17 protein-coding genes and 1 pseudogene are annotated in these 25,352 nt (G+C 66.3%); 15 read left to right on the forward strand and 3 right to left on the reverse strand.

Annotation, left to right across the window (positions count from 1 at the left end; translation table 11 throughout):
- Positions 1-83 precede the first annotated feature (83 nt).
- The gene (locus CEY09_RS13975) at positions 84-1,691 is read right to left on the reverse strand and encodes a glucosamine inositolphosphorylceramide transferase family protein (RefSeq protein WP_088589068.1); all 1,608 of its coding nucleotides are present in this window, start codon (positions 1,689-1,691) and stop codon (positions 84-86) included.
- Between the two features lie 420 nt (positions 1,692-2,111).
- Here CEY09_RS13975 and CEY09_RS13980 point away from each other — a divergent pair, with 420 nt between their 5' ends.
- From CEY09_RS13980 to CEY09_RS14025, 10 genes are all read left to right on the forward strand, one after another.
- Positions 2,112-2,783 (forward strand): TetR/AcrR family transcriptional regulator, encoded by a 672-nt coding sequence (locus tag CEY09_RS13980; protein ID WP_006225553.1) that lies wholly within the window; start codon positions 2,112-2,114, stop codon positions 2,781-2,783.
- A gap of 50 nt (positions 2,784-2,833) precedes the next feature.
- Positions 2,834-5,182 (forward strand): acyl-CoA dehydrogenase, encoded by a 2,349-nt coding sequence (locus tag CEY09_RS13985; RefSeq protein WP_088589069.1) that lies wholly within the window; start codon positions 2,834-2,836, stop codon positions 5,180-5,182.
- A gap of 12 nt (positions 5,183-5,194) precedes the next feature.
- Positions 5,195-6,490, forward strand: coding sequence for an acetyl-CoA C-acetyltransferase (locus CEY09_RS13990; RefSeq protein WP_088589070.1), 1,296 nt, complete (start codon positions 5,195-5,197; stop codon positions 6,488-6,490).
- Positions 6,487-8,451 carry a 3-hydroxyacyl-CoA dehydrogenase NAD-binding domain-containing protein gene (locus CEY09_RS13995; RefSeq protein ID WP_088589071.1) on the forward strand — a complete coding sequence of 655 codons (1,965 nt, stop codon included), beginning with the start codon at positions 6,487-6,489 and terminating at the stop codon, positions 8,449-8,451. The genes CEY09_RS13990 and CEY09_RS13995 overlap by 4 nt, the downstream gene beginning before the upstream one ends.
- A 64-nt stretch (positions 8,452-8,515) precedes the next feature.
- Positions 8,516-9,838: an OmpP1/FadL family transporter gene (locus CEY09_RS14000; protein WP_088589072.1), complete on the forward strand. Its 1,323-nt coding sequence runs from the start codon at positions 8,516-8,518 to the stop codon at positions 9,836-9,838.
- A gap of 54 nt (positions 9,839-9,892) precedes the next feature.
- A complete protein-coding gene (locus CEY09_RS14005; protein ID WP_088589073.1) occupies positions 9,893-12,283 on the forward strand; it encodes a 3-hydroxyacyl-CoA dehydrogenase/enoyl-CoA hydratase family protein in 2,391 nt (796 codons plus the stop codon).
- 10 nt (positions 12,284-12,293) lie between these two features.
- Positions 12,294-13,493: an acetyl-CoA C-acyltransferase gene (locus CEY09_RS14010; protein WP_088589074.1), complete on the forward strand. Its 1,200-nt coding sequence runs from the start codon at positions 12,294-12,296 to the stop codon at positions 13,491-13,493.
- Positions 13,493-14,038, forward strand: coding sequence for a DUF4442 domain-containing protein (locus CEY09_RS14015; protein ID WP_035213518.1), 546 nt, complete (start codon positions 13,493-13,495; stop codon positions 14,036-14,038). The genes CEY09_RS14010 and CEY09_RS14015 overlap by 1 nt, the downstream gene beginning before the upstream one ends.
- A complete protein-coding gene (locus CEY09_RS14020) occupies positions 14,002-14,592 on the forward strand; it encodes a chalcone isomerase family protein (protein ID WP_088589075.1) in 591 nt (196 codons plus the stop codon). The genes CEY09_RS14015 and CEY09_RS14020 overlap by 37 nt, the downstream gene beginning before the upstream one ends.
- A gap of 8 nt (positions 14,593-14,600) precedes the next feature.
- Entirely contained in the window at positions 14,601-16,307 is a 1,707-nt protein-coding gene (locus CEY09_RS14025; protein WP_088589076.1) for an AMP-binding protein, read from the forward strand.
- A gap of 12 nt (positions 16,308-16,319) precedes the next feature.
- Here the strand turns inward: CEY09_RS14025 and CEY09_RS14030 are convergent.
- Positions 16,320-17,887: pseudogene (locus tag CEY09_RS14030) on the reverse strand (sulfatase-like hydrolase/transferase).
- Between the two features lie 11 nt (positions 17,888-17,898).
- The gene (locus tag CEY09_RS14035; RefSeq protein WP_088589077.1) at positions 17,899-18,873 is read right to left on the reverse strand and encodes a Bug family tripartite tricarboxylate transporter substrate binding protein; all 975 of its coding nucleotides are present in this window, start codon (positions 18,871-18,873) and stop codon (positions 17,899-17,901) included.
- A gap of 128 nt (positions 18,874-19,001) precedes the next feature.
- Here CEY09_RS14035 and CEY09_RS14040 point away from each other — a divergent pair, with 128 nt between their 5' ends.
- The 5 genes from CEY09_RS14040 (at position 19,002) to pdxA (ending at position 25,351) form a co-directional block, all read left to right on the forward strand.
- Positions 19,002-19,535: a MarR family winged helix-turn-helix transcriptional regulator gene (locus tag CEY09_RS14040; RefSeq protein ID WP_088589078.1), complete on the forward strand. Its 534-nt coding sequence runs from the start codon at positions 19,002-19,004 to the stop codon at positions 19,533-19,535.
- A gap of 243 nt (positions 19,536-19,778) precedes the next feature.
- Positions 19,779-21,914 carry a TonB-dependent siderophore receptor gene (locus CEY09_RS14045; RefSeq protein ID WP_088589079.1) on the forward strand — a complete coding sequence of 712 codons (2,136 nt, stop codon included), beginning with the start codon at positions 19,779-19,781 and terminating at the stop codon, positions 21,912-21,914.
- 184 nt (positions 21,915-22,098) lie between these two features.
- Positions 22,099-23,088 (forward strand): 2-keto-3-deoxygluconate permease, encoded by a 990-nt coding sequence (locus CEY09_RS14050; RefSeq protein ID WP_052017898.1) that lies wholly within the window; start codon positions 22,099-22,101, stop codon positions 23,086-23,088.
- Positions 23,085-24,302 (forward strand): D-threonate kinase, encoded by a 1,218-nt coding sequence (dtnK, locus tag CEY09_RS14055; RefSeq protein WP_006225538.1) that lies wholly within the window; start codon positions 23,085-23,087, stop codon positions 24,300-24,302. Before CEY09_RS14050 ends, dtnK begins: the two co-directional genes overlap by 4 nt.
- The gene (pdxA, locus tag CEY09_RS14060; protein WP_006225537.1) at positions 24,299-25,351 is read left to right on the forward strand and encodes a 4-hydroxythreonine-4-phosphate dehydrogenase PdxA; all 1,053 of its coding nucleotides are present in this window, start codon (positions 24,299-24,301) and stop codon (positions 25,349-25,351) included. Before dtnK ends, pdxA begins: the two co-directional genes overlap by 4 nt.
- Position 25,352 lies beyond the last annotated feature (1 nt).

A 25,352-nucleotide genomic window follows, 5' to 3' on the forward strand; every position in this document is an offset into this window, starting at 1 on the left:
TTTCCACGGACACACCCTGCCCGTGCAGGCATCTTTCAATCGAAATATAGGTAACATTTTTATTTTTGTGCCGGAAACGTCATTTACTCCATATAGGCGAAGTCAAATACCGTATGACCCCCCTGATGATGCCAATGGTGCATTGAAGCATGACGCTTCCTCAAAAAGCTCGCGTAGTGGATTTCGCCGTCCGTTTCCACGTAGGTGGTCGGCGAGAGCTCCTCGATCCGGTTCAACGAGACGCCCTTGCCGTAGTGGCAGAAGCCCTGGTACTGGGCACATCGGATCACGTCTCCGCTAGGCGAGACAACGATTCCGGCGTTTCGAGCCCGCATCGGGTTGCGCACGATGGGGTTGCATGCGTGCGGCGTCCAGACGGTGGAACGCGGCGAATCCGAAAAAAACGCGAAAAGTTCGTCGCAGTGGTTTTGCCCATCAGTCCGGTCAATATTCGTTAATAACCACCAGTATTCTCCGTGTTTAAAAATAATAGTATCCACGGCGGATATATTGGTCATTAACGTGACATCAAGCTCCCATTTAAGCGGAAATTCAGTGCATTTCCATAATTCAATACTACGATTTCCGCACGTTTCCGGAACCATGTACGTCACGCCATCGTGTTCGAAAATATAAGGAAACGAGAGGTGATAGGGCAGGTTCAGCGCGGTGCCAAGCAGCCGGAAAGCCCCGTCAGAGTAGGTCGCGACCGAAATCGTCCCCTTGCGTGAAGTGAAGTCGTAATCCTCGAAAAAAATATATGGTTTCTTGTCGTGGGTATATACAAACGGATCCGCAAAAAAACGCCCCTTCGGCGGTTGGAGAACCATCGCCTCGGATATCACCGCCTGTTGCCGCGATGATGGAAACATGCCGATCCGCCATCGGACATTACGTTTCATGACGCGGCGCACAATCAAATCCGATATTAACCACGCTTGACGTGCGATATATGCCGCACTGTCCCACTCCGCCGGATCCGCCCGGCGCGGCCCGCTCATGATCTGCATCTCAGGCGCCGCCAAGGCTTGCCTGGCGCGGGCCAGCGCCTGCAGGGCGTCGTAGACCATGAAATTTCCCAGGCTGAAAGCACGGGCCTGATTTTTCAACCAAAACACTTCCGTGTTGAAACTGCGCTGGTCCAGGAGCTCATCCTGATCCGCTTGCGGACCGACTCGCCAGAGTTTCACCGTGGTGTGATCCTCCCGCTGATAAACCTCCCAAAAACCGGCATATCGGCTGGTCGACACCGCGATATCCGAATAGCTCAACTGCCAGACGCCCAGGCGTGCCCACCCCATCATCTGGGCCCGCGTGGCCAGCGACGCGCCCAGCGTGATCACCAGGTCCAGGCCCAGGGCGGCCACCACGTCCTCGCCCGGCGCCCCCTCCGGCTCCCGTGGCGTCAGCGGCAGGACCGGCACGCCGGCGGGCATGCTCTGCCGCATGTCGCGGCAATTGGCCAGCATCTGGCGCTGCTTGACCGGCAGCAACCTGGCCTCGAAGCGCGACAGCGTGCCGAACAGCGCCTTCACGCCCAATCGCGGCGCTTTGCCCATGCCTTCGGGGGGTATCACCAACAAGGCGGACATGTCGAAGTCCTGACTGTGGATCAGCCACTCCGCCATCTCATGCATCCAGCCGGGTTGCTCATACCCGTCAACCAGCAGTCCCACTCGGTAGGTCTTCATTTGTCCTGCTCCTGTGTCAGGGCGCACGGGTAGCCGCAGCGGTCTGGCAAACGGGCCCGCGTCACGTATCGCCGGTGCAATGCGTTCAAGTCCTCGCGCTGATACTGCGGCGTTTTCGACGTGCATTCCAGACCACATTCATCCTAGGTCGGCCGTCCGAGGGCGAACGGCTCAGCCCCCCGCCTACGGTCGATGCGCGGGTCGTCCGACTGCGCGAGCTGCCTCATCCATCTGATCTAGCTTGCCCGGTGCCCCAATACCTGAAGGGTTCACAGCGACCGGTACTTCAGTACCTGAAAGGTTCAGACCAACCGGCGCAGCAGCGCCGTTACGGGTAAACCCTATTGGGGATAGCCGAGGCTCGCTTCTCGCACTTCGCTACCGCATAATGCTTTTAAACGAACGTTTGAATTCAACCTTATGCAAGAAATCAGAACTCCCAACACCCGCGAATCCATCCTGGACACGGCCGAAGCGCTATTTGCGCAACAAGGCCATGACGGGACATCGATGCGACAGATCACCGGCGCGGCCGGTGTCAATCTGGCATCGGTGAACTATCACTTCGGCTCCAAGGAGTCACTCGTGCAGGCGGTGCTCAAACGGCGCCTGGAAGTGCTCAATCGCGAACGTCTGCGCCTGTTGGATGAACTGGAGTCGCAATCCGGCGGCAAGCCCTTGAAGCCGTCGCTCATCGTGGACGCCTTTTTCGGGACGCTGCTGCGACTGGCGGCCGATCCCGCGCAGGCGGGCAGCACCTTCCTGCCGCTGCTTGAACGCACCATGACCGACCCGTCAGACTTCATCCGCGCGCTGTTCGCCGAGGAATACGCCGACGTGCTGGAGCGCTACCGCAATGCCCTGTTCGCCGCGCTGCCCGACGTGCCCAAGGCCGAAATCGTGTGGCGCTTCCAGTTCATGCTTGGCGCCACGTCGTACGCCATCATCGGCACGGACCTGCTGCGGTCCGTCACGGGATGGACGCTGGACGAAGCCGAACAACCCGACAACCCCGACTTGCTGCTGCCCCGGCTGATGAGCTTCCTGCTGGGGGGGCTGCGCGCACCGCTGCCGCCCGTAGCCGGCACCTAGCGGGCCTCGCGGACCGGCAGCCAGAACAGAACACATACGGAGACAAAGAAATGAACGCAGTCCTCATCGCGCTGGTCGTCATCGCGCTCCTTGCTGCCGTCGTGCTGGGCGTGCGCCCCATCCGGCGGGCGCTGCTGTCCGCGCCGATCTTCAACCTGTACCGGAAAGTGCTGCCGCAGATGTCGGACACCGAGCGCGATGCGCTGGAAGCCGGCACCGTGTGGTGGGAAGGCGAACTGTTCCGCGGGCGGCCCGACTGGAGCCGCCTGCTGGCCTACCCGCGTCCGCGCCTGACCGACGAAGAGCAGCACTTCCTGGACAACCAGGCAGAGCAAGCCTGCCGCATGGTCAATGACTGGAGCGTCACGCAAGAACGCTACGACCTGCCCGCCGATGTCTGGACCTATCTGAAGTCCCAGGGTTTCCTGGGCATGATCATCCCCAAGGAATATGGCGGCCTGGCCTTCTCGGCCTACGCCCATTCCGAGATCGTCACCAAGTTGTCCACGCGCTCGTCCGCGCTGGCCGTATCGGTCATGGTGCCCAATTCCCTGGGCCCCGCCGAACTGCTGCTGCACTACGGCACCGACGAACAGAAAAACCACTACCTGCCCCGCCTGGCGCGCGGCGAAGACGTGCCCGCCTTCGCGCTGACCAGCCCCTGGGCGGGTTCCGACGCCGCAGCCATCCCCGACAGCGGCATCGTCTGCAAGGGCGAATGGCAGGGCCGCGAAGTGGTCGGCATGCGGGTTACCTGGGACAAGCGCTACATCACGCTGGCGCCCGTCTGCACCTTGCTGGGCCTGGCGTTCCGCCTGTATGACCCCGAGGGCCTCCTCGGCGGCAAAAAGGACCTGGGGATCACCTGCGCGCTGGTGCCGCACGACCACCCCGGCGTGGACACGGGCCGGCGCCACTTCCCGCTCAATGCGATGTTCATGAACGGGCCCACTCGCGGCACCGATGTCTTCATGCCGCTGGACTTCATCATCGGCGGCCCGGCCATGGCGGGCCAGGGCTGGCGCATGCTGATGGAATGCCTGGCCGCGGGCCGTTCGATTTCACTGCCCTCCTCCAACACCGGCATGTCCAAGCTGACGGCTCGCGCCGTGGGCGGCTATGCACGCGTGCGCAGCCAGTTCCGCACGCCCGTCGGCAAGTTCGAAGGCGTCGAAGAAGCGCTGGCGCGCATCGGCGGCCATACCTACATGATGGATGCGGCGCGCAGCATGACCGCAGGCGCCGTGGACCTGGGAGAAAAACCATCGGTGGTCTCGGCGATCGTGAAATACCACGTGACCGAACGCGCTCGCCAGGTCGTCAACGACGGCATGGACGTGATCGGCGGCAAGGGAATCTGCCTGGGCCCCAACAACTTCCTGGGCCGGGCGTATCAGCAGATCCCCATTGGCATCACCGTCGAAGGCGCCAACATCCTGACGCGCAGCCTGATCATCTTCGGCCAGGGCGCGATCCGCTGCCACCCCTATGTGCTGGCCGAAATGCAGGCTGCTCAATCGCCTGACAGGAAGCAAGGCCTGACGGATTTCGACCGCGCCTTCTGGGGCCACGTCGGCTTTGTCGCCCGCAACAAGCTGCGCGCGCTGGGCACGGCGCTGACCGGGGCCCGCTACGTCGGCGTGAACGCCGATGTCGCGCCGGACATGTTGCGGTACTACAAGCTGCTTAGCCGCTATTCCGCCGCCTTCGCCTTGCTGGCCGACACCTCGATGCTGGTGCTGGGCGGCAGCCTGAAGCGCCGCGAGCGCCTGTCCGCGCGGCTGGGCGACGTGCTGTCCCAGATGTACCTGATCAGCGCCACGCTCAAGCGCTACGAAGACGAAGGCCGCCAGGCCGCCGACGCGCCGCTTGCGCACTGGTCGATCCAGGACGCGCTGTTCAAGCTGCAGGAAGCGTTGGACGGCGTGCTCGCCAACTACCCCAACCGCTTCGTGGCCTGGAGCCTGGCGCGCATCATCTTCCCGTGGGGCCGCACGCAGTCGCCGCCCTGCGACCAGCTTGGCCAGGACGTGGCGCGCCTGATGATCAACCCCAGCGCCACGCGCGACCGGCTGACGGCGGGCTGCCACCTGCCCGCCACGGCTGATGAGCCCGTGGGCGCCATTGAACAGGCGCTGGCCGCCACGCTGGAGGCCGAACCCATCGAAGCCAAGATACGTGAACTGGAAAAGCGTGGCGCGCTGGAAGGCAACCCGCAGGCCAACGTGCGCGACATCGCGGATGCCGCCTTTGCGGCCGGCGGCATCACCGCCGAAGAATATGCGGTGGTGAAACGCCGCAACAGCTTGCGCGATACCGTCGTGAAAGTGGATGATTTCCCCTTCGACCTTGGCGCGTCGGGCGCAGCCAGGCCCGCCGCCGAGCTCAAGGTCGCCTGAGGGAGGGAACGGATGGCATTCAAACCGGTTTACGTCGTCGACGGCGCCCGTACGCCCTTCCTGAAAGCGCGCACCGGGCCCGGCCCCTTCTCCGCGGGCGACCTGGCCGTGCAGGCGGGCCGCGGCCTGCTGCTGCGCCAGCCCTTCGCGCCCACGGACTTCGACGAGGTCATCGTGGGCTGCGCCGCCCCTTCGCCCGATGAAGTGAATATCGGCCGCGTCATCGCGCTACGCCTGGGTTGCGGCAACAAGGTGCCCGGCTGGACGGTGATGCGCAATTGCGCGTCGGGCATGCAGGCAGTGGATTCCGGCATCGCCAACATCCAGTCCGGCCGCTCGGAACTGGTGCTGGCGGGGGGCACGGATGCCCTCTCGCGCGCGCCGCTGTTGTTCTCGGACGACATGGTGCGCTGGTTGGCCGGCTGGTACGCGGCCCGCGGGGTCGGCGCCAAACTGGCCGCCTTGCGTCGCTTCCGGTTGAAGAATCTGGCCCCGGTCATCGGCCTGTTGAAGGGCCTGACGGACCCCGTCGTGGGCCTGTCGATGGGCCAGACCGCCGAAAACGTCGCCACCCGCTTCGGCATCGATCGCGCCGCCATGGACGCCTATTCGGCCGGCAGCCATCAACGCGCGCTGGCCGCCCGCGCGGCCGGCGTCATGACCGAGATCACGCCGCTCATCGATACCCAAGGCAAGCTGTATCCCGATGACGACGGCGTGCGGGAAGACTCGACGCCGGAAAAGCTTGCCAAGCTCAAGCCCGTGTTCGACAAGCCCTGGGGCAACATCACCGCCGGCAACAGTTCGCAAGTGACCGACGGCGCCGCCATGCTGGTCCTGGCTTCCGAAGCGGCCGTCGCCAAATGGAACCTGCGCCCCCTGGGCCGCATCGTCGACAGCCAGTGGGCAGGCCTGGATCCGGCGCAGATGGGCCTGGGGCCCGTGCACGCGGCCACCCCGATCCTGCAACGCCACGGCCTGGGCCTGAATGACCTGGATTTGTGGGAGATCAACGAGGCGTTCGCCGCGCAGGTGCTAGGCTGCCTGGCGGCATGGCGCGACGAGGCCTATTGCCAAGCGCACTTCGGTACGCCAGCATGGGGGTCGCTTGACCCCGCCAAGCTCAACGTGGACGGCGGCGCCATCGCGATCGGGCATCCGGTGGGCGCGTCTGGCGCCCGCATCGTCCTGCATCTGCTTGACGCCCTGAAGCGCCGCGGCGCCAAACGCGGCATGGCGGCCATCTGCATCGGCGGCGGCCAAGGCGGCGCCATGCTGGTTGAAACCCTGGACGAGGACCGCCCATGACGACGTTGGACTCGCTTTCCCACTGGCGCCTGGAGCGCGACGCCGACGGCGTGGCGTGGCTGACGTTCGACCGGGCGGGCAGTGCCGTCAACGCCCTGTCGGCCGACACCATGGCCGAGCTTTCCCAGGTGCTGGACGCGCTGGACGCCGCTCCGCCCAAGGGCTTGATCATCCAATCCGGCAAGGCCACGGGCTTCATCGTGGGCGCCGATGTCAATGAATTCGCCAGCCTGGACACGCCCGAACAGGGCCGCGCGCTGGTGGCCCGCGGCTGGAACCTGTTCAAGCGCCTGGCCGCCGTGCGCTATCCCACGCTGGCGCTGATCCAGGGTCACTGCCTCGGTGGCGGACTGGAACTGGCGCTGGCCTGCCGGTATCGGCTGGTGGCCGATCAGCCCGGCACGTCGCTGGCGCTGCCCGAAGTCATGCTGGGCATCTTCCCCGGCTGGGGCGGCATGTTGCGCCTGCCGCAAGTCATCGGCGCGCCCGCCGCGCTGGACATGATGCTGACCGGCCGTGCGGCCGATGCCCGCCGCGCCGCCGCGCTGGGCCTGGCCGACGCCCGCGTACCGCCCCGCCTGCTGCGGGCGGCTGCCCGCCAGACAGTGCTGTCGAACAAGCCGCCGCGCCGTGCGCGCGGCCTGGGCGGGCTGGCCAACCACTGGCCGCTCAAATCCATCGTGGCCAACCGGGCCCGCAAGCAGATCACCGCCAAGGATCCGCTGGGCCACTACCCCGCCGCGCCCGCCATCGTGACGCTGTGGGAAAAGCATGGCGGCAACGCCCTGCTGGCGCCCGAGCTGATCGACGGCATCATCGCGTCGGACACCGCCCGCAATCTGCTGCGCGTATTCCGCCTGCAGGAACGCCTGAAGGCCAATGGCAAGCAAACGGGCGTCACGCCCGCGCGCCACGTCCACGTGGTGGGCGCCGGCGTCATGGGCGGCGACATCGCCGCCTGGTGCGCGTTCAAGGGCTTGACGGTTACGTTGCAAGACCAGGACATGTCACGCATCGCCCCGGCGATTCAACGCGCAGCCACGCTGTATGCGCGCCGCCTGAAAGACCCGCGCCTGGCGCGCGCGGCGTTCGACCGGTTGATCCCCGATCCAGCGGGCAATGGCGTGCCCCTGGCCGACATCGTCATCGAAGCCATCAGCGAACAACCCGAAGCCAAGCGTTCGCTGTACCGGTCGCTGGAGCCCCGCATGAAGCCGGGCGCGCTGCTGGCCACCAACACCTCCAGCCTGTCGCTTGAAACCCTGCGCGCCGGTTTGGCGCGCCCCGAGCAACTGATCGGCATCCACTTCTTCAACCCGGTGGCCAAGATGCCCTTGGTCGAAGTGGTGCATGCCGAGGGCGACGCCAGCGACGCGCTCACGCGTGCCTGCGCCTTCGTCGGCCAGATCGACAAGCTGGCGCTGCCCGTCAAGAGCGCGCCCGGATTCCTCGTCAACGCCGTGCTGGCGCCGTACATGCTGCAGGCCATGCGCAGCGTGGATGACGGCGTCGCGCCGGAGACCGTGGACGCCGCCATGGTGGCGTTCGGCATGCCGATGGGACCGCTGGAATTGGCCGACACCGTGGGCCTGGACATCGCGCGCGCAGCGGGCGAGGAACTGGCCGGCGGCGCCGAGCCTCCGCGCTGCCTGGCCGAGCGGCTGGCGCGCGGCGACCTGGGCAAGAAAAGCGGCAAGGGCTTCTACACCTGGCGTGATGGCAAACCGGTCAAGCAAGGCGGCGCCAGCCCGGCCGCCGCGCCGGCGGGCCTGGCGAAGCGCCTGATCCAACCGCTGATCGACGCTACCCGGCAACGCGTGGAAGCGGGCGTCGTGGCCGACGCCGACCTGGCCGACGCGGGCGTGATTTTCGGAACGGGGTTCGCGCCATTCACGGGCGGACCCCTGCATTACCAAGGCAGCAACCCGAAGCACAGCAGTGAAACGGCTCACGCCGATTAGACCGGCCCGACAAGCAGACCGGCAGTGCAATAGAGACATACATCCAACTCGAGGAGGCAGTACCATGCGCAGACGTTCATTGTCCCTGAGCACCTTGTCGGCCATTGTGGTCGGCCTGGGCGCATCCGCAACGTCCTACGCCGCCGGCTTTCAGCTTTTAGAGCAGAACGCCAGCGGGCTGGGCAACGCGTACGCAGGCTCGGCGGCAAACCCGGAAAACGCCAGCATCATCTACTACAACCCGGCAGGGATGACCTATCTGCCCGGCATCAACTTCTCGGGCGGGGTCAACCTCATCAAGCCCTCGTTCAAGTTCTCGGACAATGGCAACAGCCGCAACCCCAGCGTGCCCGGCATTCCCGGCTCTGGCCTGAACGGGTCGGTGCCCACCGGCGGCAACGGCGGCGACGCCGGCAACCTGGGCGTCGTTCCCAACCTCTACGCCTCCTGGCAGTTGAACGAACAGTGGTACGTCGGCCTGGGCGTCGGCGCCCCGTTCGGCCTGATGACCGAATACGACGACGGCTGGGTCGGCCAGTACCACTCCAACAAGTTCGAGATCAAGACCATCAACGTGAACCCGTCGATCGCCTACAAGGTCAACGACAAGTTCTCGATGGGCTTCGGCGTGAACTGGCAGCACATCGACGCCAACTACAAGAAGAAAACGGTGGTGCCGATCGCCGGCCTGCCGCTGGCCACCAACGGCGATGCGGACCTGAACCTGAAGGGCGACGCCTGGGGCTGGAACGTGGGCTTCATGCTGCAACCGACGGAAGACACGCGCATCGGCCTGTCGTACCGCTCGAAGATCAAGCACACGGCCAAGGGCGATACCGACATCACCAGCATCGGCCCGACCAAGGCATCGGTCTCGTTCGACGCCAAAGCCTCGGTGGACCTGCCCGACTCGCTGATCCTCAGCGCCACGCATCAGCTGAACGAGCGGTGGGAGCTGCTGGGCGACGTGTCGTGGACGGGCTGGAGCAGCATCCCCGACCTGAAGATCCGCAACTCGGGCGCCGGCGCTCGCGACGACGACCTGCCACTGAACTTCCGCGACACGTGGCGCGTCGCCGTGGGCGCGAACTACAAGTTCGCTCCCGACTGGAAGTGGAAATTCGGCCTGGCCTATGACCAGTCGCCGGTCCACAAGGAAGCCGACCGCCCGACGTCGTTGCCCGACAACGACCGCTATTGGTTCTCGACCGGCGTGCAATGGGCCGCCACCAAGAACACGACGCTGGACCTGGGCTACACCTATCTGTACCTGCGCAAGACGGACATCGACACGACGTCCGGCAATCAGCTGACCAAGGGCCGCGTGGCGGGCACCTATGACAGCAGCGGCCACATCGTGGGCCTGCAACTGTCGTCCCGCTTCTAGCCTTGCACGGGCGGGCGGCCCCGCGCCGCCCGCCCGCTTTTCCAGGAGAATCCCTTGAGCAAGTTCGTCGTCAAACACGTCGCCGTCCTGGGTGCCGGCGTCATGGGCGCGCAGATCGCCGCCCACCTGGCCAATGCCGGCGTGCCCGTCACGCTGTTCGATCTGGCCGCGGCCGAAGGCGACCGCAACGGCATCGTCAAGAAGGCGCTGGCCGGCCTGAAAAAACTGGAACCCGCGCCGCTGGCCGGCGCGGCCCGCATCGCCCTGATCACCCCCGCGAACTACGACGACCATCTGGACGCGCTGCGCGGCTGCGACCTGGTCATCGAGGCCATCGCCGAACGCATGGACTGGAAGACGGCGCTGTACGAGCGCATCGCCCCGCATGTGTCGCCCGACGCCATCATCGCCTCGAACACGTCCGGCCTGTCCATCGACGCGCTGGCCAACGCGTTGCCCGCGAGCCTGCGCGACCGCTTCTGCGGCATCCATTTCTTCAATCCGCCCCGCTACATGCGGCTGGTGGAGATCATCGCCACGTCCCACACCCAGCCTGCGGTGCTGGACCAGCTGGAAACCTGGCTGACGTCTACGCTGGGCAAGGGCGTGGTCCGCGCGCTGGACACGCCCAACTTCGTGGCCAACCGCATCGGCGTGTTCTCGATCCTGGCTGCCATGCACCACACCGCGCGCCTGGGGCTGGGTTTTGACGAGGTCGATGCGCTGACCGGCCCGAAGATCGGCCGCCCCAAGAGCGCTACCTACCGCACGGCGGACGTCGTCGGCCTGGACACGCTGGCCCACGTGGTCGGCACGATGGAAAAGAACCTGCCCGACGACCCCTGGCACCGCTACTTTGCATTGCCCGCCTGGTTGTCCGCCTTGATCCAGAAAGGCGCGCTGGGTCAGAAGACCGGCGCCGGCGTCTACCGCAAGCAGGGCAAGGACATTCTGGTGCTGGATCTGAAGGCGCAAGACTACCGGCCCAGCGCCGGCAAGCTGGCCGATGAGGTCGCCGCGCTGCTGAAGGAACGCGACCCCGCGCGCCGCTTTGCCGCGCTGCGCGCCAGCGAGCATCCGCAGGCGCAGTTCCTGTGGAGCCTGTTCCGCGACATCTTCCATTACAGCGCCGTGCAGCTTGAGCACGTGGCCGACAATGCACGCGACCTGGACCTGGCCATGCGGTGGGGCTTCGGCTGGGCGCAAGGCCCGTTCGAAACCTGGCAGGCCGCCGGCTGGCAAGCGATCGCCGCCGCGGTGGCCGAAGACATCGCCGCCGGCCGCGCCATGAGCGACGCCCCCCTGCCCGCCTGGGCGCTGGAACCCGGCCGCAAAGGCGTGCACACGCCGGAAGGCTCGTATTCCGCGCGCACCGGCCGCCTGCATCCGCGTTCGACCCTGCCGGTGTACCGTCGTCAATTGTTCCCGGAACGCGTGTTCGGCGAAGGGGCCGACGACCGCGGCGTCACGGTGTGGGAGAACGAGGGCGTGCGCCTGTGGAATCTGCCCGACGTGGATGCCGGGATCGCAATCCTGTCCGTCACGTCCAAGAACCACACGCTGGGCGGCGAAGTGCTGGAAGGCGTGCTGCAAGCAGTCGCCCGCGCCGAGCGCGAATTCGACGGCCTGGTGATCTGGCACGAGCCCCCCTTCGCGGTCGGCGCCAACCTGCAGCAAGTGGTCGAGGCTTGCGCAGCCGGCCAATTCGACATGCTGGAAGCCATGGTAGAAAAATTCCAGCGTGCCTCCCAATCGTTCAAGTACGCGCAGATCCCCACCGTCGCTGCCGTGCAGGGGATGGCGCTGGGCGGGGGCTGCGAATTCCTGATGCACGCCTCGCACCGCGTGCTGGCACTGGAAAGCTATATCGGCCTGGTGGAAGCAGGCGTCGGCCTGATTCCGGCGGGCGGTGGCAGCAAGGAGTTCGCTGGTCGCGCGGCCGCCTTGGCCGCCAAGACCGCCACCCCCGGCGAGGTGTTCCCCTACCTGCAACCCATCTTCCAGACGATTGCCACGGCGCAAGTGGCCAAAAGCGGCCTGGAAGCCATCGACACGGGTTTTGCGCGCGAGCACGACATCGTGCTGTTCCATCCCGACGAGCTGCTTTATGTGGCCATCGGCCAGGCGCGCGCCGCGGCCCAGGCCGGCTACACGCCGCCGCCCCGCCTGGCGAACATCCCGGTGGCGGGCCGCAACGGCATCGCCAACTTCGAGATGGTGCTGGTCAACATGCGTGAAGGCGGCATGATCAGCGCGCACGACTATCGCGTGGCGCGCAGCGCCGCCGTGGCCCTGTGCGGCGGCGAGATCGAGACTGGCACCAAGGTGGACGAGGAATGGCTGCTGGCGGTGGAGCGCCGCGAATTCGTGGCGCTCTTGCGCACGCCTGAAACCCAGGCCCGCATCCGCCACACCCTCGAAACCGGCAAGCCTCTACGGAACTGAGGAGTAGAACATGAGCAAGCAGATTCAGGACGCTTACATCGTCGCCGCCACGCGCTTGCCGGTGGGCAAGCGCAATGGCGCCTACATCACCACCCGCCCGGACGACATGCTGGCCGCCGCGCTGAACGGCGCGTTGGCCCAGGTTCCCGGGCTGGACACGGCGCGCATCGAAGACGTGATCGCAGGCTGCGCCATGCCGGAAGCCGAGCAAGGCATGAACGTAGCGCGCATCGGCCTGCTGCTGGCCGGCCTGCCGCAAAGCGTGGCCGGGGTCACCGTCAACCGCTTCTGCGCATCCGGCCTGCAAGCGGTGGCGGATGCCGCCGCCCGCATCCGCGCGGGCGAAGCCGACATCATGATCGGCGCCGGCACCGAATCCATGAGCGCCATGCCGCAGATCATGGGCAACAAGGTGTCGATGAACCCGGCCATCTTCGCCAACGAAGAGAACATCGGCATGGCCTTCGGCATGGGCCTGACCGGCGAAAAGGTCGCTGAACGCTGGAAGGTCTCGCGCGAGGATCAAGATGCCTTTGCGCTGGCCTCGCACCAGAAAGCCTGCGCCGCCATCGCGGCCGGCCACTTCCGCGCGGAAACCACGCCATTCGAAGTGGTGTCGCATCTGCCGGACGGCGCCAGCGGCGCCGTGCGCGTGGTGCGCCGCCTGGTCGAGGTGGACGAAGGCCCGCGCCCGGACAGCAGCGCGGAAGCGCTGGCCCGGCTGCGCCCCGTGTTCGCGGCGCGCGGCAGCGTCACCGCGGGCAACAGCTCGCAGATGTCCGACGGCGCAGCCGCCGTGGTCCTGGTGTCCGACCGGATCCTGCGCGAATTCAACCTGAGCCCGCTGGCGCGCTTTGTCAGCTTCTCGGTGGCCGGCGTGCCGCCCGAAGTCATGGGCATCGGCCCGGTCGCCGCCATCCCCAAGGTGCTGGAACGCGCCGGCATCACGCAAGATGCGCTGGACTGGATCGAACTGAACGAGGCCTTCGCCGCGCAGTCGCTGGCCGTGATCCGGGAACTGAAACTGGATCCCGCCAAGGTCAATCCGCTGGGCGGCGCCATTGCGCTGGGCCACCCGCTGGGTGCGACCGGCGCGATCCGCACGGCCACGATCACGCACGGCCTGCGCCGCACTGGCGGCAAGTACGGGCTGGTCACCATGTGCATCGGCACCGGCATGGGTGCGGCTGGCCTGTTCGAGGCGATGTGATCCAGCCCTATTGGTTCAAGAGCCTGTCGCCGCAATGGCGCGCGCGCCTGATGCGGGTGGGGTTCAACCTGCATCCGGCGTTTCGCGCCACCGGCGGACGCGTGCTGCATGTGTCGCCGGACTTCCAGCACATCCGCATCAAGCTGCCCTTGCAGCGGCGCACGCGCAATATCGTCGGTTCGATGTATGGCGGGTCGCTGTTCGCGGTGACGGACGGCGCGCACCCCACGATGCTGATGTCTGCTCTGGGCGCGGACCACATCGTTTGGGACAAGGCGGCGTCGATCCGCTTCCGCAAGCCTGCCTATACGACGCTGTATGTGGACTTCCGGCTGCCGCCTGGAGAGATTGCTGAAATCCGCCGCATCCTGGCGCGGGACCATGAGACGACCCGCACGTACACGGTGGAGTTGAAGGACAAGGACGGCGTGGTCTATGCCGTCGTGGAACGCACGATCTATATCGCCGACAAGAAGTTCTACAAGCGAAAGAACACAGGAGGAGACCCATGCATCCCATCTCTGGAGGGCGATCCGCCGCCCTGAGCCTCATTGTTGCCGCCACCCTGGCGGGTGCGCCCGCTTTCGCCGCCGACATGGACGTCGCGGGCGTGCGCGTGCCGGAACAGCTGTCCGAAGGCGGCCGCGCGCTGGTGCTCAACGGCGCCGGCGTGCGCACCAAGTTCGTCGTGAAGGTCTACGTAGCCGCGCTGTACGCCACCGCCAAGAGCAGCGACGCCGCGGCGTTGGTCAACAGCACGGAACCCCGACGCATGCGCCTGCAGTTGCTGCGCGACGTAGACAGCAAAAGCCTGGACGACGCGTTGCAGGAGGGATTGCGCGACAATACGCCGAAGCAGGAGCTTGCCGCGCTGAAAGCGCCGGCAGACCGTTTGTCCCGTCTGATGGCCGAGATCGGCACCGCCAAGACGGGCGATGTCGTCGACCTGGACTTCGACGCCCGCGGCGTCACGGTCACGGACAACGGCAAGCAACGTGGCCGTATCGACAGCCCCGAGTTCGCGCGCGCCTTGCTGCGCGTCTGGCTGGGCGACAACCCTGCGCAGGCTTCCCTGAAGAAAGCCCTCCTGGGCAACTAGGCACAACGATGGAACGAATCTGGCACAAGAGCTATCCCTCCGGCGTTCCCGCGGAGATCGAGATGGACGGCGTGACGACGCTGGTCTCGGTCGTGCAGGAAAGTTGCCGCCGCTTTGCGGACAAGACCGCCTACATCAGCATGGGCAAGTCGATCCGCTACGCCGAACTGGACGCGCTGACGCGCGACTTCGCCGCATGGCTGCACGCCAACGGGTTGGGCAAAGGCGATCGCGTCGCGCTGATGATGCCCAACCTGCTGCAATACCCGGTCTGCCTGTTCGGCGCGCTACGCGTCGGCTGCGTCGTCGTCAACTGCAACCCGCTCTATACCGCGCACGAGCTTGAACACCAGTTGGCCGATTCGGGCGCGCGCGCCATCGTGGTAGCGGACAACTTCGCGTCCACCTTGCAGAAGGCCCTGCCACGGACTGCGATCGAACGCGTGCTGGTGACGTCCATTGGCGGGATGCTTGGGCCCGTCAAAGGCCAGCTGGTGGACTTCATCGTCCGCCGCGTCAAGCGCATGGTGCCGGCCTGGTCGCTGCCCGGCGCCGTCCGGCTGGGCGACGCCTTGCGTGCCGGCCGCAACATGCCGTTCACCGAGGTGCCACTGGACCAGCGCGACCTCGCCTGCCTGCAATACACCGGGGGCACGACCGGCGTGGCCAAGGCCGCGATGCTGACGCACGGCAACCTGGTGGCCAACCTGAGCCAGGCCCATGCCTGGATCAAGCCGTTGGTAAAAGAAGGCGAAGAGTGCGTCGTGACAGCCCTGCCGCTTTATCACATCTTCGCGCTGACGGCGAACTGCCTGACCTTCATGAAGATCGGCGCCAGCAACCTGCTCATCATCAATCCGCGCGACATCCCCGGCTTGATCAAAGAGATGGGCAAGGTGCCTTTTTCCGCCTTCACCGGGGTCAACACGCTGTTCAACGCGCTGCTCAACCATCCCGATTTTGCCAAGCTGGACTTCTCGCGCCTGCGCCTGACGATGGGCGGCGGCATGGCGGTGCAACGCGCCGTGGCCGACCGCTGGCGCGCCGTCACGGGCAAGTCGCTGGCGCAGGCCTACGGCCTGACCGAGACCTCGCCCGCCGTCACCGTCAACCCGCTGGACGTCAAGGTGTTCACCGGCTCGATCGGCCTGCCGGTGCCGTCCACCGAAATTTCCATCCGCAATGACGAAGGCCAAGAGCAAGGCATCGGCGAAAGCGGCGAGATCTGCGTGCGCGGCCCCCAGGTCACGCAAGGCTATTGGAACCGGCCCGACGAAACCGCGCTGGTGATGTACCCGGACGGCTTCCTGCGCACGGGCGACATCGGCTACGTCGATGAAAACGGCTACGTGTTCCTCATCGACCGCAAGAAGGACATGATCCTGGTGTCCGGCTTCAACGTCTATCCCAACGAGGTCGAAGACGCGGCCGCGCTGCATCCCGGCGTACGCGAAGTGGCCGCGGTCGGGGTGCCCGACGAACGCTCGGGCGAGGCGGTGAAGCTGTACGTCATCCGCAAGGACCCCGGGCTGGACGCGGAAACGCTGATCGCCCATTGCCGCACGCAACTGACGGGCTACAAGGTGCCGCGCTACGTGGAGTTTCGCGATGACTTGCCGCGCACCAACGTGGGCAAGATATTGCGGCGGGAGTTGAAGCCGGAGGCGCAGAATGCCGCCCCCCAATCCCAAACCCGATCCGCGGTAAAGGCCTGAGGGCCGCCCCTCCTACCACTGCCCGAAAAACACACCGGCGCGCTTGTGCGCGTTGGTGGCGTTTTCCACGGCTTCGTCGCTGATCGTGGTGCGCCGCTTGCCGCGCAGCATCCAGTCCAGCAAGCGTTCACGCAATTCCGCGCGCACCCCCGCGTGCGCGCTGCTCACGCCCAGATCCTGGAATTCGTCAGGATCGGCATGCAGGTCGAAGAGCTGCTCGGGCTCGTCCAGCCAATGCACGTAGCGCCAGCGGTCGGTCCGCACCGACCAGGCGCGCGCGTTCTGCGGCGTCTTGCCGCGCAGCACTCGCGCCTGCCGGAAGCTGTAGTCCAGTTCGGAAAACACGCAATCCCGCCAAGGCGTGGCGGCATCCCGGCCATGCAGTAGTTCCTGCAGCGCCCGGCCCTCCAGCCGATGGCCCGGTCCGGCCGTCCCCAGCGCGCGCAGCACGGTGGGCACCACGTCCACGCTCTCGACCATGTCCGCCAAGGCGCGGCCGCGCGTGGCATCGGCTGCGGCCGACGGGTCCATTACGATGAAGGGAACCCGCTGCACGGTGTCGTAGAACAGTTCCTTTTCGCCCACCAGTGGTCGCCCAGGAAGTCGCCATGATCCGCCGTGAACACGATCAGCGTGTTCTTCATCAGCCCCGCGCCTTCCATATAGTCGAAGAGCCGGCCCAGGTGGTCGTCCAGTTGCCGGATCAGGCCTTGATAGGCGGGCCGCACCACGCGCACGCATTCGTCCGTGGAGAAGCTGACGCTTTCTTCCTGCTGGCGGTATGCGGCGACAACGGGATGCGCGTCCACCAGTTCTTCGCGGTTGCGCCGCACGGGCAGGCATTGGTCGGCGGTATAGCGTTTGTGATAGGGTGCCGGCGCCATGTAGGGCCAGTGCGGTTTGACGTAGCTCAGGTGCAGCACCCAGGGCTGGCCGCCGCGCCTCTTCATGAAATCCAGCGCCTGGTCCGTCATGTACGCGGTCTCGGAATGCGGCTCGGCGACTCGCGATGCCAGATGCACGTTGCGCATGTTCCACCCGCTGACGACGTTGCCGCCAGCATCCACGCCCGCGATCACGTAATCGGTCCAGGGGTCCACGCTGTCATAACCATTGCGGCGCAGGAATGCGGGGTAGCCGCTTTCCTTGCCGGGCGTGTGATGGCCGTCATAGCGGTCCAGCTCGGTGAAGCCGCCCCGGCTTAGCAACACGCCCAATTCGGAGGCGCCATCGATTGCCAGCCGCTCCATGCCCGCTTTGTCGGGGATGATGTGGGTCTTGCCCGCCAGCGCCAGCTCCCGCCCCTGCCCGGCCAGGTACTCGCCCAGCGTGATCTCGTTGACCGATAGCGGCACGCGGTTCCAGGTCGCGCCATGGCGCGACGGGTAGCGCCCCGTGTAGTAGCTCATGCGCGAGGGGCCGCAGACGCCGGAATTCACGAAAGCGCGGTCAAAGCGCACGCCGCGGGCCGCCAGCGCGTCCAGGCTGGGTGTCTGCAAGTAGGGATGGCCATAACAGCTCAGGTGGTCGGCCCGTAGCTGGTCGGCCATGATGAACAATACATTCTGCACGGTGCCCATGCCGGCTCCTCTTATTGCGTGGCCGTGAAGCCGGAGGCCCGCACCACCGGTTCCCATTGCTTGCGGTACGCGGCCAGCGCGTCGGCGGTGCCGGCAGCATCGAGAGAAACCGGTTCCAGGAACACGCCGCGCACGGCCTCCTGCATGGCGGGTTCGCGCAAGATGGCCGCGATGTCCGCGCCCAGCCGGTCGACCTTGGCCTGCGGCATCGCGGCCGGGGCGAAGAAGGCGTTCCAGCCGTCGGCCGCCAAGTTCACACCGCTTTCCTTGAACGTGGGCACCTCTTTCAGATCCGCATCACGGGTGTCTCCGGACGTGGCCAGGATGCGGATCTTGCCCGCGCGGTGCTGCGGCAGCAGCGTGTCCAGCGTATCGATGCCTTGCGGCAGGATCCCGCCGATCAGCTCCGAGATCAGCGGGGCCGATCCCCGGTAGCCGACCACTTCCGGCTCCTGCTCGATCTCGCGCCCGAGCATCAACGCGAAGAAGTGCGGCAGGCTGCCCGTGGCCGGCACGCCCACCGTGAACTGCTTGGGGTTCTGTCGCAGCCACTGGCGCAATGCCGCCACATCCTGAATCGGCGAACTGGCCGGCACCGCCAGCGCGAACTTGTAGCGGCTGGCCAGCGACACGGGCTTGAAGTCCTGCTGGGCGTCGTAGCCTGGTTGGGCATAGACCAGAGGCGCCACCACCATCACGGCCGGGTTGGCCAGCATCAGCACGTTCTGGCTGGCAGGCGCCGCATGCAACCCCTGCGCTGCGATACGGCCGCCGGCGCCGGTCTTGTTCTCGACCACTACCGGCACGCCGGCCCGGTCTTTCAGCCGGTCAGCCACCAGCCGCGCAATGCGATCCGAACTGCCGCCTGGCGGATAGCCCACCACGATGGTCAGCGGGCCGTCCAGCGGCGCTTGCTGCGCACAGGCCAGCGGGGCCAGCCCGGTCAACGCCGTCGCCACCAGGGCGCCCGTCATCCATTTACGCATTGTCTTCTCCTGGAGACAGTGGCCCGCTGTCGGTTATGGTTATCCATGCTTGGCCGATACCCGATTGAGTGAGCGGACTGTAGCAACGCGGCCGTTGGTTGATCTAATCCAGGACTTTCCATAACGATATGCACGCCATGCCTTCCACGCCCCTGTCCGAGCCGCCACATCTGGCGGACATGCTGATGTACCGGCTGTATCAGGCCTGGTCGCAAAGCAATCCGGTCTTCGTGCGGCTGTGCGAAGGCCGTTTCGGCATCACGCGTCGCGAATGGCGGATCCTGGCCTGCGCCGTCGAAGGCGGCATCATGAACTCGGCCGAACTGGCCGCGGCCGCCAAGCTTGATTTACCCCGCACCTCGCGCACGCTTGGGACGCTGTGCGAAAAGGGCTGGCTGCGGCGGCTTCACGACAGCGCCGACCGCCGGGTCGTACGCGTGGAGGCCACCGCCGAAGGCATCGACCGCTACCAGCGCCTGCTGCCCGAGGTCGCCCGCCTGAACGACCTGCTGGTGCAGGACCTGAACCACGATGAAATCGCGCTGCTGCGCGACTTCCTGGCCCGTATCGAACAGCGCGGGCGCCGCATGGCCGACGACAATATCGTCTCGGAAAAGGCCAGCCGCCGCGAAGGCGGCACGCGCCGGGCGCGGTACGCCTGAAACGCCATTTGTCGCGCATCGCCAACACATCTCCGCTGCGGGGCACCGAAACCAGCACCCGCGCCAAGCCGCTGATAAATATGGGATTTATTGCATTAAAACTGCCCACGCAGCCAGTTTGCAGGGCTTTTTTACATCTGCGAGCACCCTGATTTCGCGTGTCTGGCCGACGCCCAATTAATAATAATTATCGTTGCCATTCTTATATGTGATCGGCTGCCAAGCAGCCGCCGGGGAGATCTCTTGAAACGCCACCCTTATCCGACCGCGCGTCGAGCGCGGCCGCAGACCCTGTTGCCCGTCACCGCCCTGCTGGCCGCCTGCTTCGGCGCGGCGGCTCAGGCCCAACCCGCCCAACCCGGCCCGTCCACCGAGCCCGCCACGGTGCTGCCCGCCGTGCAGGTCACCGGCACGGGTGAAACCGCGACAGGCCCCGTCGACGGCTACGTCGCAACGCGCAGCGCCACCGGCACCAAAACTGACACCCCGCTGTCCGAAACTCCGCAGGCCATCACGGTGATACCCCGCGGGCAGATCGTGGACCAGGGATCGCAGAACGTGCAGGACGCCATGAATTACGCGGCCGGCGTGCGGCCCAACGCCTACGGCGTGGACAACCGCGGCGATTACGTCCGAATCCGCGGCGTGGAACCGGCGCAATATCTGGATGGTCTGCGTCAGTTCTTCAACTACAACAACCCTCGCACCGAGATCTACGGGATGGAACGCGTGGAAGTGCTGCGCGGCCCGTCATCCATGCTGTACGGACAGGGCAGCACGGGCGGCATCGTCAACCTGGTCAGCAAGCGCCCGCAGGCCGAAGCCCAACGCGAGATCGGCGTGGTGCTGGGCAACGACAACCGCCGCGAGATCCAGGCGGACCTGACCGGGCCGGTAACGGAAGACGGTCAATGGCTGTATCGCGTCGTGGCGGTGGGCCGCGACAGCGACACGCAGGTGCAGCACGCGCCCGACGACCGCCTGATGCTGGCGCCTTCCCTCACGTGGCGTCCCAGCGCCGCCACCTCACTGACCCTGCAGGCCCTGTGGCAAAAGGACAAGGCCGGCACCACGCAATCCTTCCTGCCCTGGAGCGGGTCGGTGCAGGAAAATCCGAACGGCCGCATCCCGACCCGCCGCTTCGTCAGTGAACCGGGTTTCGATGCTTACGATACCGAGCAATTCAGCGTGGGCTGGCTGTTCGAACACCAGTTCAACGACACCTGGAAGTTCCGCCAGAACTTCCGCAACACGGTCAGCCGGGTCGACTACCAGTCGCTGTATCCGAACGTCTACGGCGACCGGCGCGGCAATTCGTACATCGATGCGGACCAGACCACCACGGATCGCTTCTTCTACATCAACAAGCCGCGCATGCGCACGCTCTTGGCCGACCAGAACATCGAAGGCAAGCTGAACTGGGGCCGCACCGAGCACACCGTGATCTTCGGGATGGATTATTCGCACTACCGCGAAACCAGCCAGACGGCCAGCGGCCTGGGCGCGCCGCTGAACCTGTATCACCCGGTCTACGGCAACCTGCCGGAATACGAACTGTCCGACACGCCGAAGCAGAAGCAGCAACAGTTGGGCTTCTACGCGCAGGACCAGATCAAGTTCGACAAGAACTGGATCTTCCTGGCCGGCATCCGGCGCGACCGCGCCGACAACCGCATCGACGGTCAGGACAAGGAAACCGACTACGCCACGACCAAACGCTTCGGCCTGATGTATGCCGCCGACAACGGCTGGTCTCCCTACCTGAGCTACAGCGAATCCTTCACCCCGATCGCGGGTTCCGACTTCTACGACCAGCGCTGGAAGCCCATGCGCGGCAAGCAGGTCGAGGCCGGCATCAAGTACATGCCGAAGGATGCCGACATCGAGTTCACTGCCGCCGCCTACGATTTGCGGGAAAAGAACCGGCAGACCAACGACCCGAACAACCCCAACAACCAGATCCAGGCGGGCAAGACGCGCACGCGCGGCGTCGAACTGGAGCTGCGCGGCCGGGTCACCAAAGACGTGGACGTGATCGCCAATTACATCTATACCGATCCCGATCCGCAGCTGGAAGGCCTGCCCAAACACATGGCGTCGCTGTGGGGCAAATACCGCTTCGCCCTGGCTGGACAACCGGGATTCGCCGTAGGCGCGGGGGTACGCTACCTGACGGCATTCCGCGACGGCGGCGCGCCGCAGACACCGGCCGTGACCTTGTTCGATGCCATGGTCAGCTACGACAATGGCCCATGGCGCTACGCGTTGAACGTCAACAACATCGCCGACCGTACCTATGAAGTCGTCTGCCTGGACCGTGGCGACTGCTTTTACGGGGCGCGCCGCACGGTCATGTTGAGCGGGGCCTACCGCTTCTAAGCAGCACACGAACTTCAGGACGGGGAAAACCTGTACGTACCGGCTGTACGTACAGGTGTACACTACGGTTTTTCAACCCCCACTGACAGACGCATCAACGAACTTCTGCAACCCACCAGAACCGTCCTGGAGACTCCCGCAAGTGTCGACCGCCGCCTCTTCCCGCTCGCCCTTTTTTGGCACCATGCAGAAAATCCCTGGTGGATTGATGCTGGTGCCGCTGATCCTGGGTTCCCTGATCGGCACCTTCGCCCCTGATGCACTGGCCATCGGCGGCTTCACTACCGCCCTCTTCAAGAACAGCGCCCTGCCGCTGATCGCCCTGCTGATCTTCGCAACCGGCACGCAAGTCAACACCCGCACCGGCGGCCCCATCCTGGCTACCGCCGGCACCATCCTGTTGATGAAGACGCTGGTGCCCGCCACGTTGATCATCATCCTGGGCAGCTACGTCGGCCTGGACGGCGTGCTGGGCGTGTCGATCCTGGCCATGCTGGCTGCGTTCGACAACAGCAATGGCGGCCTGTGGCTGGCCTACACCGGCCAGTACGGCGATGCCCGCGACCGCGGCGCCTATGTGGCCAGCGCGGTCAACGACGGCCCCTTCTTCAGCCTGCTTTTCCTGGGCGCCTCGGGCCTGGCCGATATTCCGATGATTGCCCTGGTGGCGGCACTGGTGCCGTTCCTGCTGGGCGTCGTGGTCGGCAATCTGGACCCGAAGTGGCGCGACGTGCTCAAGCCCGTGCCGAACATCGTCATCCCGTTCTTCGCCTTTGCGCTGGGCACCGGCATCAACTTGGGCGCGGTCGTCAGCGGCGGCATGAGCGGCCTGATCCTGGGCCTGATCATCAGCCCCATCACCGGCGGCCTGGTCTACCTGGGCTATCGTATGATCCTGCGCCGCGGCGGCAAGAGCGGCCTGGGCTTTGCTGCAGGCACGACGGCCGGCAACGCCATCGCCACGCCCGCCGTGGTGGCGGCAGCCGACCCCAACTTCCAGCAATACGTCGCGACCGCCACTGCACAGGTCGCCGCGTGCGTGCTGATCAGCTCGATCCTGGCCCCGATCCTGGCCTCGTATTTCCTGAAACGCGCGGGTGAACTCAAGTCCGAAGATGCGGACGTAACCGGCGGCACGCCCACCTTGGGCGAGGCCCGTGGAGAAGCGCTTTGACGCCCACCATCGCCATCGTTGCCGATGACCTGACCGGTTCCGGCGACACCGCGGTGCAGTTCGTCCGCGCCGGCTGGAGCACGCATCTGTCCATCGGCGGCGCCGACGAAGCGCTGTCGGGCCCGGCGACCGAGGGTGTCGAAGTGCTGGCGGTCACGACCAACAGCCGCGCCCTGGCCGCCGCCGACGCCGCCGGGGTCATCCGGCAGAACGTCGAACAACTGCGCGCCGCCGGCGTATCGCGCCTCTACAAGAAGGTGGACTCCACCTTGCGCGGGGCCTTCAAGGCCGAGATCGACGCGGCGCGCGACGCCTGGGGCCCGGACACGGTGGCGGTGATCTGCCCCGCCTTTCCTGCCACGGGCCGCACCGTCGAACAGGGCATTCTGTATGTGAACGGCAAGCCGGTCACCGAGACCTCGGCCGCGACCGATCCGGTCACGCCGGTGACCGAAAGCCACATCCCCACCCTGCTGGGCTGCGCCCACGTCGCGGCGCAAGCGGGCGATACGCCCGACACGCTGGCCGCGCGCATCCGGCAGGCCGGCAACACGGTCGTGGTTGACGCCGCCACCGATGCCGACCTGGAACGCCTGGCGCGCGCCATCGGCCTGCTCGGTGAACACGCGCTGCCCGTGGGCGCGGGCGGCCTGGCCGTGCCGCTGGCCCGCGTCTGGGCTGGCGCCGACCAGACGGCGCCCGTCGTCGTCGTCGTGACCTCGCAGCACAGCGCGGCGCGCGCGCAAGCCGCCGCTCTGCAAGCCTCGGGCGCAGACACCTGGACACCGTCGCTGGCCCAACTGGCCGACGACGCGGCATGGCAGGCCTGGAGCCAGCCGCTGCTGCAACACCATGCGCAGGCGCCGGCCGAGGCCGGGACCGTGCTGTTGCTGGCGCCCGAAGGGCAACTCGCGGGGCTGGATTCCGAAACGGTTGCCGAGCGCCTGGGCAGCCTGGCGGCGCAGTTGATCACGACGTCGCGCGCGGCGGGCGTGGTCGCCACCGGCGGCGACGGCGCGCGCAGCGTGCTGGTGGCGCTTGCCGCCCGCGGCATTGCGCTGGTGGATGAAGTGATGGGCGGCGTGCCCCTGGGCACGCTGACCGGAGGCATGGCCGCGGGCCTGCCCGTGGTGACCAAGGCCGGCGGCTTTGGCACCGAAGACGTATTGGTTCGCGCAGTACGCGCGATCCGCGACAGGAGATTCAAGCGATGACACAACCCCAACCCAACAAGCTGCCTTTGCTGGCTGTCACCCTGGGCGACGTGGCGGGCATCGGGCCGGAAATCACGGCCAAGATGCTGATGGGCCACGACGAACTGCGCCAGAAGGCCCGCCTGCTGGTGGTCGGCGACGTGGACGTCATGATCAAGGCCGTGCAGGGCCTGGGCGGCGACGCCGCCATCGTGCGCAAGCTGGACCGCGCAGCGGACTGCACCAACACGCCGGGCACGATCGAAGTGCTGCAAGCCGGCCCGTCGCTGGCCCACGTCAAGCTGGGCGAAATCAGCGCCGACGCCGGCGACGGATCGGTGCGTTTCGTCACCACGGCCTGCGCCCTGGCGCGCGCCGGCGAAGTCGACGGCATCGTCACCGCGCCCTTGAACAAGGCCGCCATGCACGCCGCCGGCCACAAGTGGCCCGGCCACACCGAACTGCTGGCCCACGAATTCGGCGTCAAGACGTTTTCGCTGGTGCTCTCGGCCGGCGACCTCTACATCTTCCACGCCACCACCCACGTGTCGCTGCGCCAGGCCATCGACGACCTGACTCCGACCCGCATGCGCGCCGTCTTGCGCCTGGCCGGATCGTTCGCCAAGGCACTGGGCCGTGGCGACCAGCCGGTGGCCGTATCGGGACTGAACCCGCACGCCGGTGAAAACGGCATCTTCGGCAGCGAAGACGCCGATATCCTGGCGCCCGCCGTGGCCGAAGCCAACGCGGCCGGCATCCTCGCCGCCGGCCCGATCCCGGCCGACGCCCTGTTCCCGCAAGCGGTGCGCGGCAAGTGGCAGTTCGTGATCGCCTGTTACCACGACCAGGGCCACGCGCCCTTCAAGGCGGTCTATGGCGACGACGGCGTGAACATCACGGTAGGCCTGCCCGTCGTGCGCGTGTCCGTCGACCACGGCACCGCGTTCGACATCGCCGGCAAGGGCATCGCCCGCGAAGACAGTTTGATCCTGGCCGCCGAGCGTGCCGCGCATCTAGCCCCGGGCTGGACGCATGTGTGGGAAACTGCGCGGGCACAAACCGGAGGTTGAT

Source organism: Achromobacter marplatensis, from assembly GCF_002209535.1.
In the GTDB taxonomy this organism is placed as follows: Bacteria; Pseudomonadota; Gammaproteobacteria; order Burkholderiales; family Burkholderiaceae_B; genus Achromobacter; species Achromobacter marplatensis.